This is a genomic window from Massilia sp. DJPM01, assembly GCF_030348125.1.
Classification (GTDB): Bacteria; Pseudomonadota; Gammaproteobacteria; order Burkholderiales; family Burkholderiaceae_D; genus Telluria_A; species Telluria_A frigida.
Window position 1 is genome coordinate 25,829 of the sequence record NZ_JAQOZV010000021.1, and the last position, 13,643, is coordinate 39,471.

The following is a 13,643-nucleotide window of genomic DNA, read 5'->3' on the forward strand; positions in this document are numbered from 1 at the left end:
CTCAAATGATTTCGAGTTCGGCGCGCAGCGATCCGGCCGCTTTCAGCGCTTGCAGGATCGAGAGCAAGTCTTGCGGCGAGGCCCCGATGGCATTCATGGCCTTGACCACGTCGGCCAGCGAGGCGCCGCCCTTGACCATGACCACCTTGCCCGGGTCTTTCTTGACTTCGACCTGGGTATTCTGGGTGACCACGGTCTGGCCGCCCGAGAACGGCCCCGGCTGGCTCACTTGCGGATCGGAACTGATCGTCACCGACAGGTTGCCGTGTGAAATCGCGCAAGTATCGAGCGTGACGGTCTGGTTCATCACCACCGAGCCGGTGCGGGCGTTCATGATGACCTTGGCGGCCAGCTTGGACGGATTGACTTCCAGCCCTTCCAGGATGCCGATGAAGGCCACCCGCTGGTCGCTCGACGAGGGCGAGCGTACGCGGATCACGCGTCCGTCGAGCGCGGTGGCGATATCCGGGCCGAAATGGTTGTTGATCGCTTCCACCACCCGGGCCACGGTGGAAAAATCGGTGGTGTTCAGTTCCAGGCGGATCTGGTTGTTCTCGCCCAGGTTCGAGGCGACGGCGCGCTCCACCGTGGCGCCGGCCGAAATCTTGCCCACGGACAGATGATTGACCTGCACCTGGGCGCCGCCAGCCTGGGCGCCGACGCCGCCGACCAGCACATTGCCCTGGGCCATGGCGTAGACCTGGCCATCGGCGCCTTGCAGCGGGGTCATGATCAGGGTGCCGCCGCGCAAGCTCTTGGCGTTACCGATGGACGAGACCGTGATATCGATGGTCTGGCCGGGCTGGGCAAAGGCTGGCAGCGAGGCGGTGACCATCACGGCGGCCACGTTCTTCAGTTGCAGGCTGGTGCCGGGCGGCATGTTCACACCCTTCGCTTGCAGCATCGACACGATCGACTGCACCGTGAACGGAGTCTGGGTGGTCTGGTCGCCGCTGCCATCGAGGCCGACCACGATGCCGTAGCCGCTCAGCTGATTCTGACGCACGCCGGCGATCGTGGTCAGGTCCTTCAGGCGCTCGGCCTGGGCGGCCTGCGGCAGCAGGGCCAGCGACAGCGCGAGAGCGGCGGTATGGAGAAATGCACGCATGGAAATTCCGATCAGAATGGCAGCAGGGACTGGAAGAAACGCGACACCATCGCCGTCATTTCGGCGCGGTCGATCTGGCTGTTGGTGCGGTACTCGACGCGCGCATCGGCCACCTGGGTCGACGAGACGGTGTTGCCGGTGCCAATATTGTCGGGACTGACCATGCCGGAGAAGCGGATGAACTCGATGCCCTTGTTCATGGCGACCTGTTTCTCGCCTGCCACGATCAGGTTACCGTTCGGCAGCACTTCGGTGACGGTCACGCCGATGGTGCCAGTAAAGGTATTGCTGGCGCTCTGGTTGTCCGAATCGGAAAACTTGTTGGCGCCTTCGACCCCGACCGACGCCCCGAACACGCCCTTGATCACGCCGGGCGCGGCGAAGCTGGCCGAGCCCGACTTGTTGCCCGAGCTGGCGCCGGCTTTCACGGCCGAGGTTTTCTCGGTGATATTAATGGTCAGCATGTCGCCGATATGACGCGCGCGGCGGTCTTCGAACAGCGGACGGTACTGGGAACTCTGGTAGATGGCGCCGTTGGCGGGCGCGCTCTGCTCGGCCATGATCGGGCGCGCGCTGGTGGGACGCTGCACGATCGAGCTCGGAGTGGCGGCGCAACCGGCCAGCGCCAGCAGGGAAACGATGAGGAAAGGTTTCATGAAGGTTCTCCTGGCCGCGCTTACAGCTGCGACAATTTTTGCAACATCTGGTCGGACGTGGTGATCGCCTTGCTGTTGATCTCGTAGGCGCGCTGGGTCTGGATCATGTTGACCATTTCCTCGACCACGTTCACGTTCGAGGTTTCCACGTAGCCTTGCAGCAGCACCCCGGCGCCATTCGTGCCCGGGGTGTTGGTGTTGGCATTGCCCGAGGCACCGGTTTCCACGTACAGGTTTTCGCCTTTCGATTCCAGCCCGGCCGGGTTGACAAAGGTCGTCACTTGCAAGCTGCCGATCTGGGATGGCGCGTTGGTGCCCGGCAGGGTCACCGACACGGTGCCGTCGCGCCCGATGGTGAGCGACTGGGCATTGGCCGGCACGGTGATGGCCGGCTGCACCACGAAGCCGGACGAGGTCACCAGCTGGCCGTTGGAATCGCTCTGGAAGGAGCCGTCGCGGGTGTAGGCGGCGGTACCGTCGGGCATCAGCACGGAAAAGAAGCCGGCGCCGTTGACCATCACGTCTTTCGAGTTGCCGGTCTGCTGGGGATTGCCCTGGGTGTGGATGCGTTCGACCGAAACCGCGCGCACGCCGGTACCGATCTGCTGGCCTGACGGCAGCTGGGTTTGTTGCGAGGATTGGGCGCCTGGCTGGCGCACATTTTGGTACAGCAAATCTTCGAACACGGCGCGGCTGCGCTTGAAGCCGTTGGTGCTGACGTTGGCCAGGTTATTGGTGATGACGTCCAGGTTGGTCTGCTGCGCTTCCAGGCCGGTCTTGGCGATAAAAAGGGAACGAATCATGGTCTTCTCCAGTAACGGCGGCCGGCGAACATCGCCACGCACCGATCAATGAAGAGATTATGCGCGCCCTGTTGTTATCCCAAAGCGAGGATCTGGGTGGCTTTCGCCGCGTTGTTCTCGGCATTCTTCATCAGGCTCATTTGCAGCTCGAAGGAACGGGCCAGCGAAATCATGGTCACCATGGCATCGACCGGGCTGACGTTGGAGCCTTCGAGGGCGCCGCCGGCCACCGCCACTTGCGGGTCGGCCGGGGCTGCCGTGCCGTCTTTCAGGCGGAACAGGCCATCGTCGCCGCGCACCAGGTCCTGCTCGGGCGGGTTGACCAGTTTCAGGCGGCCCAGCACGGTGGGCGCACCCGGTTTGGTGGTGGTGGCGATGGTCGAGATGGTGCCGTCGCCGCCGATCGACACGGACACTTCGGGCGGTACGGTGATGGGGCCGCCGTCGCCCTGGATGGTGAAGCCGGCGGTATTGGTGAGCAGCCCGTTTTCATTCATTTGCAGGGCGCCATTGCGGGTATAGGCTTCGCTGCCGTCGGCCATTTGCACGGCGAGGTAACCTTTGCCCTTGAGGGCGACGTCGAGGTCGCGCCCGGTCAATTGCAGGGGGCCGGAGGAAAAATCGGAACTGACCGTGGCGTTGACCACGAAGGCGCGCGTGGCCAGCGGCAGGTTTTCGCCGACGATGGGCACGGCGCGGAAGGCGTCGATCTGGGCCCGGAAACCGGTCGTGGTGACGTTGGCCAGGTTGTGCGAGGTGGTGGCCTGCTGCTCCAGGATGTGCTTGGCGCCGCTGGCGGCTGTGTAGATGAGTCTATCCATGATTTTTCTCCTTGATGCCTACCGCCACTGTTCCCCTAGCCCGTCGTTCCCGCCTGCGCGGGAACGACGACGGTGGTGGCCGGAAACGGCGGTACGTGACACGCAACGTATTACGTTTAACGCAGGTTGACCAAGGTCTGCAGCACCGAATCCTGCGTCTTGATGGTCTGCGCGTTGGCCTGGTACACCCGCTGCGCCGTGATCATATTGACCAGTTCGGCCGTCAGGTCGACGTTGGAATTCTCCACCGCCGACGCCTGCAAATTACCAAAACTGCCAGAATTGGGCGTGCCGACCAGCGGCGCACCCGAGGTCGGCGTCTGCGCCCACGCATTATTACCCAGCGGTTGCAGCCCGTTCGGATTGGCAAAATTGGCCAGCACGACCTGTCCCAGCGGACGCGATTCGCCGTTGCTGTACTGTCCCAGGATGGTGCCGTCAGGACCGGCCGAGAAACGCTGCAGGCTGCCGGCCGTGTATCCGTCCTGGCTCGACTTCTTCTCTTCCGTGGCGTCGCCGTACTGGGTCGAGCCGGCGAAATGCAAGTCCATCTGGATCGTCGGCTCGGCACCGGTCAGCGGAAAGACCGGCAATTCGATCTGCAGCGGCAGGGTCTGCGGCGCCATCGCGGCATTGCTCAGCACGCCATTGGTGTCGAAATTAAGGTGACCGACGCTCACACTCGGCACCTTGACGGCGGCGGCGATCAGCTTGTCGATTTCGGCCGGCGTGATGCCAGGAATGCCGCCGGCGCTGGTGGCTGCGGTATTGATCGCGGTCTGCTGGGCCGGCGTGGCCCCGGCAGTGCCGGCGGCAGCGGCCACGGCGGCGCCGGCGGCGGTCGCGTAGGCAGCTGCGGCAGCTGCCATATTACCCGGCGGTATGCTGGTGGCGGCGGTCTGGAAGGCGTCGCGCGCGGTGCCGGAAGCGGCATCGGTCTGCGCCGCGGCGGCGACCGCCTGGTTGGTCATTTCCACCCCGTCCGAACCGACGTACACATCCCATGAGCCGGGACCGGTCTTGACGTAGAAGGTCGACATCACGTGCGAATTGCCGAGGCTGTCGAACACGTCGATCGAGGTTTGCTTGTTATAGGTTTCCGGATCGGCCGCATTGAAAGGCACGGTCTTGGGCAGCTCGCTGCGCGAGTCGAGATTGAGCTGGGTATCGACGCGGGTCGTTTCCAGCGGACTCATGTCGCTATTGTCGATCTTGAGCGGAATCGGCGAACCGGTCAGGATATTGCCGGTGCTGCTGACGCCATAACCGGTCAGCTTGGCGCCCTGGGCATTGACCACGAAACCGTTCTTGTCGAGCGAAAACTGGCCATTGCGCGAATACTGCACATCGCCGTTGACATCGGTGCGGAAAAAGCCGGCGCCGTTGATGGCGATGTCGAGCGGGTTGTTCGAGCTTTCGATATTGCCCTGTGTGAACTGCTGGGCGATCTGCGCCACTTTCACGCCGATCCCGGCCTGGTTGCCGCCGGCGCCGTTGAGCGAATTGGCGTACACGTCGGCAAACTGCGCCTGCGAACCCTTGAAACCGACGGTGCTGGCGTTGGCGATGTTGTTGCCGATAACGTCGAGCGATTTGGCTGCGCCATTCAAGCCGCTAAGTCCTTGTTGAAACGACATGGTGTTTCTCCTAAATGAGTAGTAGCGGCTTGTTTACAGAATTTGCTTGACGTCGGACATGGTCACGACGCCCCGCGATGGCAGATTCAGTTTCACGCCATCCTTGGCGCTGGTGGTGACGCTGGCGACCGTGTCGAACGAGAGGGCCTTGGCATCTTTTAAGACTTCGCCACCGCGCTCGGCGACGACGCGAATCAGGTAATTGCCATCCTTGAGGGCGATCGGTTTCCCGGCCGCATCGAGTTTGGTCGGATCGACCACGCCGTCCCAGGCAATCGGCACGGTGCCGGCCGGCTGCTGGCCGAGGTCGATGGTCTGGATATCCTTGCCGGTCTTCGGATCGGTGATGATCAGCTGCACCTTATCGGCCGGGCTGCCCACGTCCACCCCCATGATGCCCTTGCCGCCGGCCAGGGTCACGCCATTGCCGCCCACCAGCACGCCGTGGCCGATCAGGTTGGCGGCCTGCAAGCCTTCGGACGATTGGTAGCTCGACTTGAGCGATTCCATGGTCGTGTTCAGCTTGTTGACGCCGGTCACCGTCGACAGCTGGGCCAGCTGGCTGGTGATCTGGGCATTGTCGAGCGGATTCATCGGGTCCTGGTTCTTGAGCTGGGTGACCAGCAGAGTCATGAACTTGTCGGTATCGGCTTCGACGCTGCCTTCGGCCGCCTTGGGCTTCTTGGGATTGACGGCGTTGAGCAAGTCTTGCGACATCACGGGTGCATTCGAACTAACGGTTGCCATGGCGGTTTCTCAGGTTATTGACCGAGGGTCAAGGTTTTCATCAACAACGACTTGGCCGCGTTCATGGTTTCGACGTTGGTCTGGTAAGAACGGGAAGCCGACAGCATGTTGACCATCTCGTCGACCACGTTTACGTTCGGCATGGCCACATAGCCCTTTTCATCGGCCATCGGATGCTTGGGGTCGTACACCTGCTTGAGCGGGGAAGGATCTTCGATCACTTCACGCACCTTGACGCCGGTGCCGCCGCCGGCGGTCGGGACCGACTCGAACACGACCTGCTTGGCGCGGTAGGCTTCGCCGCTGGCGCTGGTGGCGCTGTCGGCATTGGCCAGGTTGCTGGCGGTGGTATTGAGGCGCTGGGCCTGGGCGCTCATGGCCGAGCCGGAGACGTTGAAGATATTAAATAGGGACATGATTACTGGCCTCCCTGGATCGCCGCGATCATGCCGCGGATTTGCATATTGATCATCGTGACCCCGGCTTCGTAGCGCAGGGCGTTGTCGGCGAACTGGTTGCGCTCGACATCCATGTCGACCGTGTTGCCGTCGACCGCGCCCTGGGCCGGGGTGCGGTACAGCACCGGGGTCCCGTTCGGCAGCAGGTCGCCACGGGCGGTGCCGCTCGCCATGTGGGCCGCGGCGGTTTGCTTGAGCACGCCGGCCGGCGGGGTGGTCCTGGCCAGCACCCCCTGCAGGGCGCTGGCGAAGTCGAAATCGCGCGCCTTGTAGTTCGGCGTGTCCGCATTCGCGATGTTCGACGCCAGCAATTCCTGGCGTTGCGAGCGCAGGCTCAGGGCCGTCTCGTTAAAGCGCATGTAATCGTCGAGTTTGCCAATCATGTCGTGCTCCGCATCTGTCGACTGCCTCCGGGTTGGCGGCAATGTACTGGTGATGACAGGATGAATCATACGGGCCGTGTTGCCAGCCCAATCGAACGATCAGGAACACCAAAACACGGCTATTCGGGAATTCGGCAGCGTCGCGTGAAGCCTATGATGCTCTCATTCCTGAAAGCAATCACTATGAAAATCGCCCTTATTTTTGCCCTCTTGCTTGCCTCGCAATATTGCTGCGCGCCGCCGGCCGCCGCCGCCCCGGCGCTGGCGCTGCAGGATCCGGCCGTGTTAAAGCGTGTGGCCGAGCAGTATCTGCAAGCCCAGAGCGCGGCGCTGGCGGGGGAAGTGAGCGTCACGGTCGGCCCCATCAATCAGCGCATGAGCCTCGCTTCGTGCCCGGCGCCGCAGGCATTCCAGCAGCCCGGCGCGCGGACCTGGGGAAAAACCACGGTCGGCGTGCGCTGTAGCGCGCCGGTGGCGTGGACGGTGTATATTCAAGCCCAGGTGAGCGTGGTGACCGGGTATGTGGCCACGTCCGTGCCGCTGGCACAGGGCCAGACAATTGAACAGTCGCAATTAGTGCTACTCAAAGGCGACATTTCAGCGATGCCGAACGGAATCGTCACCGACATGGCGCAGGCGCTCGGACGGACCAGCACGGTATCGCTGGCGTCCGGCACGCCCTTGCGGCTCGATGCCCTGCGCGGCAAGCCGGTGGTGCAGCAGGGACAGCTGGTCAGGGTGGTATCGAGCGGGAATGGCTTTCGCGTCTCGGCCGAGGCGCGCGCGATCGGCAACGCCAGCGAAGGCCAGGTAGTCCAGGTGCGGACCCCGGCCGGCGCCATTCTCAGCGGCGTGGCCAAGGCTGGCGGACTGGTCGAAGTGGTGTTTTAGGCAAGGGGTGGAAACTCGCGCCGGAAAGCGCTAAAGTTTACGACGCGAGCGCCGTTACTTACGCAGACCCTGGAGTTTTTGCCGCTCCGCCCAGAGAAGGATGATGCTGTGAAAATTAACGATACCCTGAAGAGTAATCCCGGCTTGCCGGCGGCCAGTACGTCCGCAGCCAATGCCAAGAGCGCCGAAAAAGCCAGCAGCAGCGCGCCCGCCAGTTCGGACAGCGTCAAGCTGTCGTCGCAGGGCCAGGCCATGGCCAGCGCGGTGGGCAACAGCAATGGCGTGTTCGACACCAAGAAAGTCGAGCGCATCAAGCTGGCGATTGCCGACGGCCAGTTCCAGGTCAATTCCGAGAAAGTCGCGGATGGCTTGCTGGACACCGTGCGCGACCTGCTGCATTCCCGCAAACGCTAACCGCGCCGGTGTTCCGGCGATACCACGACCATGTCCACAGCCAGCCCAAGCACAACCCTGCCGCAGGAACTTGCCTTGATCACTTCCGTGCTGGAATTGATGAAGCAGGAACAGCAATTGCTGGTCAGCGCCGACACGGCCGGCCTGGGCGAGCTGACGCCGCGCAAGGCGCAGCTGGTGGTCGAGATGACGGCGCTGGGGCAGGAGCGCTATCAGCACCTGGCGGCGGCCGGCTTTGCGGCGGACGACAGCGGCATGCAGGCCTGGATCGATGGCGGCGGCGACGCGCAAGCCTTGTCCAGCTGGCAAGCACTGCTGGACGTGACGCGCGAAGCCAAGGAACTGAACCGCATCAACGGCATGCTGATCAATAAGCAACTGTCGCATACCCAAAGCCTGATCAATGCGATGCGCACCCCGGCCAGCGCTGGCGAAGCGGCCGTGTACGGCCCGCGCGGCCAGGCCGCGCCCACCGGGCCATCGAAGCGCTACGTGGTGGGCTAGACGCCCTGCCCTATCCGGTTGAATGAACTGAACGGTCGCCTGGTGCGGCCGTTTTGCATGGCATGGTCTGGCGTCAGGTCTATCGAGGTCAATGCTCGCGATCTTCTGGCGCGACGGTCTGTTTCAGGTAAAGCCGAAGCGGGCCTGGGTCGTCCTTGCTGGCTTAGCGCTGACGACGGCGTTCGTCGGGACCCCGCGTCGGGCCCAGCCGACAGTAGCGACTGGCTGGGGATTGATCGATATCAAATGAGCGACGAAGGCGCGGCACATAATCAACCCCACTTCCCCCTCCCATCCTCAGCATATGTCGCCATCCGCCCTCGTGAGACTTCCGCAGCTGATGAATTTGACCGCTGGCATACCGGACAAAATCATCGGTTTGATTGACGGACCGGTGTTAATGAATCACCCCGATCTCGCGACCGAAAACATGCGTGAGATCAGCGGATCGCTTCCCGCCGCATGCGAGGGGACCGACAAGCTCGCATGCATGCATGGAAGCTTCGTGGCAGGTATTTTGCATGGCAGGAGGGGATCGGTGCTTCCGGCAATCTGTCCTGGCTGCACACTGCTGGTGCGCCCGGTGTTTGCCGACACGATCTCCGACGGCGACCGGATGCCTGGCGCATCACCGGCCGCACTTGCGGCGGCGATGATTGAATGTATCGACATGGGCGCCAACGTCATCAACCTCAGTATCGGATTGGAGCGCCCCTCTTCCAGGGACGAGCAAGTGATAAATCAGGCATTGGAATATGCCAGCAGACGCCAGGTTATCGTGGTCGCAGCGGCGGGGAATCAAGGCATGTCAGGCGGCTCGAAACTGGCCCAGCATGCCTGGGTGATTCCCGTTGCTGCGAGCGACAGCGCGGGCCGGCCAGCGGCTTACTCCAGCTTGGGAAGGTCGATCGGGATGCGCGGCCTCAGCGCGCCCGGCGAGGGCATCGCCTGCATTGACGCTGCGCGCAGCCGGGGTTTTCTTGGGGGTACGAGTGCTGCAGTGCCCTTCGTTACCGGCACTGTCATGTTGTTGTGGTCGGCTTTCCCGAACGCTAGCGCGACCGAGTTGAAGGTCGCCATGATGCAAGCACAAACAAGACGGCGGCCGACGATTGTGCCGCCACTCCTGGATGCGTGGGCTGCGTATCAATTCCTGGCAAAGCAGTGAACCGGGACGCACAAAGGCAATGAACAGGACGACCGCAAGGTCACACCATAACTCAGGTTTTTAACCAGCGTGAAGGAGTGTCATGGACAACGATGAACGCATGCCGCCAATGATCAGTACCCATCCCGGCGGAGCGTCGGGATCGGCCAGCGCGTCAGAGAACTTCAACCCGACGACCGCGGTTCCTTTCGATAACAGTGGGGGGAAATGCGCCAGCTGCGCCGAGAAACCGTCGCCAGCCACGCCGTCTTTTATCTACGCGCTGGGACGGATCGTGCCGCATATTCCACGGGTCGCGGTTGCCAAGGAATTGCTGCAGGCGGCGGGCAGCACCGATACGGCGGGGCTGACCGATCGGCAGTGGCTGCACAAGGTCATTTCCATGCGACAAAATCGCTATCTGGCACGTCAGTTATGCTGGGTCCTGACCATCGAAGGACTGGACACCTACCTGCTGGTCCCGCGTGATCCAACCGACCTCGAGCTACTGGTGGAGGCTACCCGGCCCACCCCAAGCTGCATGGACCTCGATCTCGTTGTCGGCGTACTCGGGCCCATCGCGCCACCAGAGGCATGCAATGGCTTGATGCTGCCGATCGTCGGCGTGGATCAGGTGTACTCGTTTGATCGCGATTGCCTCATCAAGGCGATTCCCCAGCCCGACAATGTCTCTGAAAAGGACTTCGGTCCGATTGCCGATGAGATATTTTCGCGGCTGACCCAACTGTCCGACAACGCTGGCGCCACAGACGAACACCGGGCGCTGAACTACCTGTGTGTGCGCTACCCTGCTGTATATGCAACAGCGGCCGACGCTTACGCCAGAAATTTCTCGTTATCGGGCGTGGAAGTTCGCACCTCGCGCCTGAGCGGCGTGCGCAGGATTGTGGACGTGATTTTCAGCTACGCGAACCGTCAGACCGACGTTACCGAAAAATATTTCACACGTGTGGATGTCAGTGACGAGTTTCTGTTCCTGGTGTCCAAAATGTCACCATACTACGACCGTTAAACATCAGCTCGATAGAAGGAGGACGCTCAAATGAACATACCAAGCATGCACGCCGAGGCATCTTTGCCGTCATCGCAACGACTGTCTTACAGGCACGATGGCAGCGCTGATAGCCGGGGTCGCGATTCGGAGGTCAGTCCGCTATTAGTCAGAGTAAGCTGCGGAAACCAATTCCTCAACACGGTCTGTCAGCCATTTGCGAATGCCGGGGAACTCGGATGTTGGTGGCTGTGGTGGAATCGTGACTGGCAAATCGGATGTATTCGTGCCCACATGTTGGGGCCTGCACTGTTTTGTGAGCCCTGCCAAATTATCATGACATGAACTGAGCTGTTGCTCGGCCAGGTAAGGCTTATTGATCACCGAAAAAATGCCGACCATGCACCCTGGCCCGCTCGGCCAGGCAGTTGAGCAGGGTCGGCCACGCATAGGAGAGTTGAGATGGACATGCCCGGGTTCACCGCAGGCTTGGTGCTGGCCGCACCGGCCGAACATTACCGAATCGAAAATATATCGTCCTCATCGGATCGTTTTGGAAAAGTGTTGCCACAACAATTGAGCTGCCCCGCAGCTTGCCAAAATTCATGGAGTAATTGCGTATCCTCCTGCGCCTGGTGGGAGTGGTTGATTGGATCGTGCCTTCCCAAATGCCGCGTTGAGTGGGCGGTCTGCCTGGGCCGCTGTTAGTCCCCGTCCTTCATACACAAATTTCCACATCGTTCAGGCCCAGGTACACAGCAAAACCGTCCTGCTTCCGGGGAAAGGAAACCTCGAAAAACCCGGGCGCACGGCGGTTTTTCGAGGCCCCCGCGCCCCGACCTCCTCTTGCCTACTTCGCCCCCGGCGACGAGCCCGTCGCGATCGGTCGATTTACCATCGTCAATCTGCTTCTTGAACGACTTTCCGCGCATTGATCCGCGCCACGTGCCCCCTCGCCAGATAGTCGAGTCGACCTCATGCGGGGCAGCCGCGGAAGTGTCACTGCGACGCAAAGCCCGGGCTTTGGTGCACGATCTTGCCGCCGACAACCGTCTGCAACACCTTGATATCGGCGATCTCTTCGTCCGGAATCTGGAAGAAATTGCGGTCCAGCACGATCAAATCGGCCAGCTTGCCCACTTCCAGCGATCCCACCTGCCCCTCCTGGCGCAAGGTATAGGCGGCGTTCATGGTCGCCGCGCGCAAGACGGCCGCGCGCGGCATGCCTGGCGCGGGACCGAGCTTGCCCGCGAACTCGGGGCCGGCTGACGGCGCGTTGGTGCGGGTCACGCCCACCTTGAGCGCAAACCATTCGTCCAGCGCATCGACCGGCCAGTCGCTGCCGAACACCACGCGCGCCCCGGCATCGAGCAGCAGCGACTGCGGTTCGACAATCGCGTAGCGCTGCGGACCCAGATAATCCTTCAGCCCGGCCACCGTGTCCGGCGCCGGCTTGCCCCACTGGAAAGACAGCACCGCGCTCGCGTCCAGCGCGGCAAAGCGGCCAAAGTCGGCCGGGTCGACGATTTCAGCATGCGCCAAGGCCGGGCGCGCATCCTTGCCGCCGGGCGCGGCGCGCAGGGCTTCGATGGCGTCGAGCGTTTCGCGCACCGCGCCGTCACCGTCCACATGCACGTGGGCATCGATGCCGGCCGTGGCCAGCCCGATGACGATGGCTTTCAGCGCGGCCGGCGGGAAATAAGTCGGCGGCCCCTTGCTGTCGCCCGGCACCCAGTGCGGATGCTGCGGCGTGCCGCGGTCGACATAGTAGGGCGCGACCATGGTGCCGGTCAGGGCCGGCGCGGCGATCACGCCGTCCATGTACAGCTTGGCGTGGCGCACGCGCATGATGGGGGCGACGCCCTTCTTTTCCTGGTGATAGCGCTTGACCATCTTGAGCACCGACGCCACCGCGCGCGCCGGATCGGCGCCATCTTCGGTGGCCACTTCGGCGGCGAAATGGGCGCGCGCGCTCAGCTTGCCCTGGCGCTCGACGGCGGCAAAGGCGGCGAAGATTTCCGGGTCGCTGCTGGCGTCGAGAAAACTGGTCACGCCCTGGCGCCCCAGCGCTTGCATGGCGTAGGTGGCGGCGCTGACGTTTTCGGCCGGGGTGGTCTTCGGGAGCAGCTGGTCGACCAGCTCCATGGCCGCGTCTTCCAGCAGCCCGCTTGGCGCGCCGCTGGCGTCAAGCACGATCTTGCCGGTGGCCGGCTTGGGCGTGGCGCGCGTGATGCCGGCCACTTCCAGGCCGCGCGTATTGACCAGGTTGGAGTGGCCGAACGAGGAGCGCACCACGATCGGGCGCGCGCTGTTGATGGCGTCGAGCGTGGCGCGGGTGCTTACCAGGCCGGCTGGCAGCATGCCTTGCTCGAACCAGTTGACCACCTGTAGCCATTCCTTGTTGCCTTTGATCTTGCTTTCCTTGTCGACGCAGGCCTGGATGCGCGCCTGGAACTGGGGCACGGTCAGCGCCTCGTAGTTCAGATTGCAACGCAGCAGGCGCTTGCCGCCGGACAGGGGATGCATATGGGCATCGATCAGGCCGGGCATGAGCATGCGTCCCTGCAAGTCGATGACGCGGGTACCCTTGCCGGCCAGCTTGGCGGCGCCGGTATTGTCGCCCACGTAGACGATGCGCCCGGCGCGTACCGCCAGGGCTTGCTGCACGCTGTCGCCGGCATCCACGGTGTAGACGTAGCCGTTGCGGTAGATAATGTCGGCAGCGTCGATGGCGCTGCGCGGCGCACCCGCGTGAGCGGCGGCAGCTGCGCCTGCCAGTATCACTACGGCGCCAGCGCGCCTGCCCAGGACAAGCACGCCGCGCTGCGTGTGTATGGCGCCATCCGGCCGCCGGCCATTGTTCTTTGTCATCGTTTTCCCTTTGCTCAGTTCACCTTATGCGCCCCGGCGCCAGAATACCCGTTTGCCCGCGGCGTGGCACACCCTCGTCGAAATTTAACACTTTTGTTAAATACCAATGGAAGTTTTTTCCCGCGACAAGCTTGATTTCATTGAGGGAATTGTGCGAAAGCACATTCTTTTAAGGGCCGCAATGATACGTT

15 protein-coding genes are annotated in these 13,643 nt (G+C 62.7%); 6 read left to right on the plus strand and 9 right to left on the minus strand.

All coding sequences use genetic code 11. From position 1 onward, the window contains the following. Position 1: 1 nt before the first annotated feature. From PO883_RS15285 to flgB, 8 genes are all read right to left on the minus strand, one after another. Positions 2–1,108: a flagellar basal body P-ring protein FlgI gene (locus PO883_RS15285; RefSeq protein ID WP_167087998.1), complete on the minus strand. Its 1,107-nt coding sequence runs from the start codon at positions 1,106–1,108 to the stop codon at positions 2–4. Positions 1,109–1,119: 11 nt separating this feature from the next. Then, positions 1,120–1,764, minus strand: coding sequence for a flagellar basal body L-ring protein FlgH (locus PO883_RS15290; protein ID WP_167087996.1), 645 nt, complete (start codon positions 1,762–1,764; stop codon positions 1,120–1,122). Between the two features lie 20 nt (positions 1,765–1,784). Beyond that, entirely contained in the window at positions 1,785–2,567 is a 783-nt protein-coding gene (gene flgG, locus PO883_RS15295) for a flagellar basal-body rod protein FlgG (RefSeq protein WP_167087994.1), read from the minus strand. A 74-nt stretch (positions 2,568–2,641) separates the two neighbouring features. Then, positions 2,642–3,388: a flagellar basal body rod protein FlgF gene (locus PO883_RS15300; RefSeq protein WP_167087992.1), complete on the minus strand. Its 747-nt coding sequence runs from the start codon at positions 3,386–3,388 to the stop codon at positions 2,642–2,644. A gap of 116 nt (positions 3,389–3,504) precedes the next feature. After that, entirely contained in the window at positions 3,505–5,025 is a 1,521-nt protein-coding gene (locus PO883_RS15305) for a flagellar hook protein FlgE (protein ID WP_289310537.1), read from the minus strand. Between the two features lie 33 nt (positions 5,026–5,058). After that, entirely contained in the window at positions 5,059–5,772 is a 714-nt protein-coding gene (locus tag PO883_RS15310; RefSeq protein ID WP_167087988.1) for a flagellar hook assembly protein FlgD, read from the minus strand. Positions 5,773–5,786: 14 nt separating this feature from the next. Next, on the minus strand, positions 5,787–6,188 hold the full coding sequence (gene flgC, locus PO883_RS15315) for a flagellar basal body rod protein FlgC (protein WP_289310538.1): 402 nt from the start codon (positions 6,186–6,188) through the stop codon (positions 5,787–5,789). A gap of 2 nt (positions 6,189–6,190) precedes the next feature. Next, positions 6,191–6,613 carry a flagellar basal body rod protein FlgB gene (flgB, locus tag PO883_RS15320; RefSeq protein ID WP_289310539.1) on the minus strand — a complete coding sequence of 141 codons (423 nt, stop codon included), beginning with the start codon at positions 6,611–6,613 and terminating at the stop codon, positions 6,191–6,193. Positions 6,614–6,796: 183 nt separating this feature from the next. On the opposite strand from flgB, the gene flgA reads away from it, so the two are divergent. From flgA to PO883_RS15350, 6 genes are all read left to right on the plus strand, one after another. After that, the gene (flgA, locus tag PO883_RS15325) at positions 6,797–7,504 is read left to right on the plus strand and encodes a flagellar basal body P-ring formation chaperone FlgA (protein ID WP_289310540.1); all 708 of its coding nucleotides are present in this window, start codon (positions 6,797–6,799) and stop codon (positions 7,502–7,504) included. Positions 7,505–7,612: 108 nt separating this feature from the next. Further along, positions 7,613–7,918 carry a flagellar biosynthesis anti-sigma factor FlgM gene (gene flgM, locus PO883_RS15330; RefSeq protein WP_167087980.1) on the plus strand — a complete coding sequence of 102 codons (306 nt, stop codon included), beginning with the start codon at positions 7,613–7,615 and terminating at the stop codon, positions 7,916–7,918. 30 nt (positions 7,919–7,948) lie between these two features. Next, positions 7,949–8,422 carry a flagella synthesis protein FlgN gene (locus PO883_RS15335; protein WP_289310541.1) on the plus strand — a complete coding sequence of 158 codons (474 nt, stop codon included), beginning with the start codon at positions 7,949–7,951 and terminating at the stop codon, positions 8,420–8,422. Positions 8,423–8,513: 91 nt separating this feature from the next. Further along, entirely contained in the window at positions 8,514–8,672 is a 159-nt protein-coding gene (locus PO883_RS15340; protein WP_289310542.1) for a hypothetical protein, read from the plus strand. A gap of 90 nt (positions 8,673–8,762) precedes the next feature. Continuing rightward, positions 8,763–9,590 (plus strand): S8 family serine peptidase, encoded by an 828-nt coding sequence (locus PO883_RS15345; protein ID WP_289310543.1) that lies wholly within the window; start codon positions 8,763–8,765, stop codon positions 9,588–9,590. An 82-nt stretch (positions 9,591–9,672) separates the two neighbouring features. Continuing rightward, positions 9,673–10,602, plus strand: a complete 930-nt coding sequence (locus PO883_RS15350; RefSeq protein WP_289310544.1) for a hypothetical protein — start codon at positions 9,673–9,675, stop codon at positions 10,600–10,602. Positions 10,603–11,580: 978 nt separating this feature from the next. Here PO883_RS15350 and PO883_RS15355 read toward each other — a convergent pair. Beyond that, a complete protein-coding gene (locus PO883_RS15355) occupies positions 11,581–13,365 on the minus strand; it encodes an amidohydrolase (RefSeq protein WP_289310545.1) in 1,785 nt (594 codons plus the stop codon). Positions 13,366–13,643 lie beyond the last annotated feature (278 nt).

Bases quoted from the DNA above. Each gene is read 5' to 3' on its own strand.
- PO883_RS15285 (WP_167087998.1), bottom strand. From the start codon at position 1,108: ATGCGTGCATTTCTCCATACCGCCGCTCTCGCGCTGTCGCTGGCCCTG.
- PO883_RS15290 (WP_167087996.1), bottom strand. From the start codon at position 1,764: ATGAAACCTTTCCTCATCGTTTCCCTGCTGGCGCTGGCCGGTTGCGCC.
- flgG (WP_167087994.1), bottom strand. From the start codon at position 2,567: ATGATTCGTTCCCTTTTTATCGCCAAGACCGGCCTGGAAGCGCAGCAG.
- PO883_RS15300 (WP_167087992.1), bottom strand. From the start codon at position 3,388: ATGGATAGACTCATCTACACAGCCGCCAGCGGCGCCAAGCACATCCTG.
- PO883_RS15305 (WP_289310537.1), bottom strand. From the start codon at position 5,025: ATGTCGTTTCAACAAGGACTTAGCGGCTTGAATGGCGCAGCCAAATCG.
- PO883_RS15310 (WP_167087988.1), bottom strand. From the start codon at position 5,772: ATGGCAACCGTTAGTTCGAATGCACCCGTGATGTCGCAAGACTTGCTC.
- flgC (WP_289310538.1), bottom strand. From the start codon at position 6,188: ATGTCCCTATTTAATATCTTCAACGTCTCCGGCTCGGCCATGAGCGCC.
- flgB (WP_289310539.1), bottom strand. From the start codon at position 6,613: ATGATTGGCAAACTCGACGATTACATGCGCTTTAACGAGACGGCCCTG.
- flgA (WP_289310540.1), top strand. From the start codon at position 6,797: ATGAAAATCGCCCTTATTTTTGCCCTCTTGCTTGCCTCGCAATATTGC.
- PO883_RS15335 (WP_289310541.1), top strand. From the start codon at position 7,949: ATGTCCACAGCCAGCCCAAGCACAACCCTGCCGCAGGAACTTGCCTTG.
- PO883_RS15340 (WP_289310542.1), top strand. From the start codon at position 8,514: ATGCTCGCGATCTTCTGGCGCGACGGTCTGTTTCAGGTAAAGCCGAAG.
- PO883_RS15345 (WP_289310543.1), top strand. From the start codon at position 8,763: ATGAATTTGACCGCTGGCATACCGGACAAAATCATCGGTTTGATTGAC.
- PO883_RS15350 (WP_289310544.1), top strand. From the start codon at position 9,673: ATGGACAACGATGAACGCATGCCGCCAATGATCAGTACCCATCCCGGC.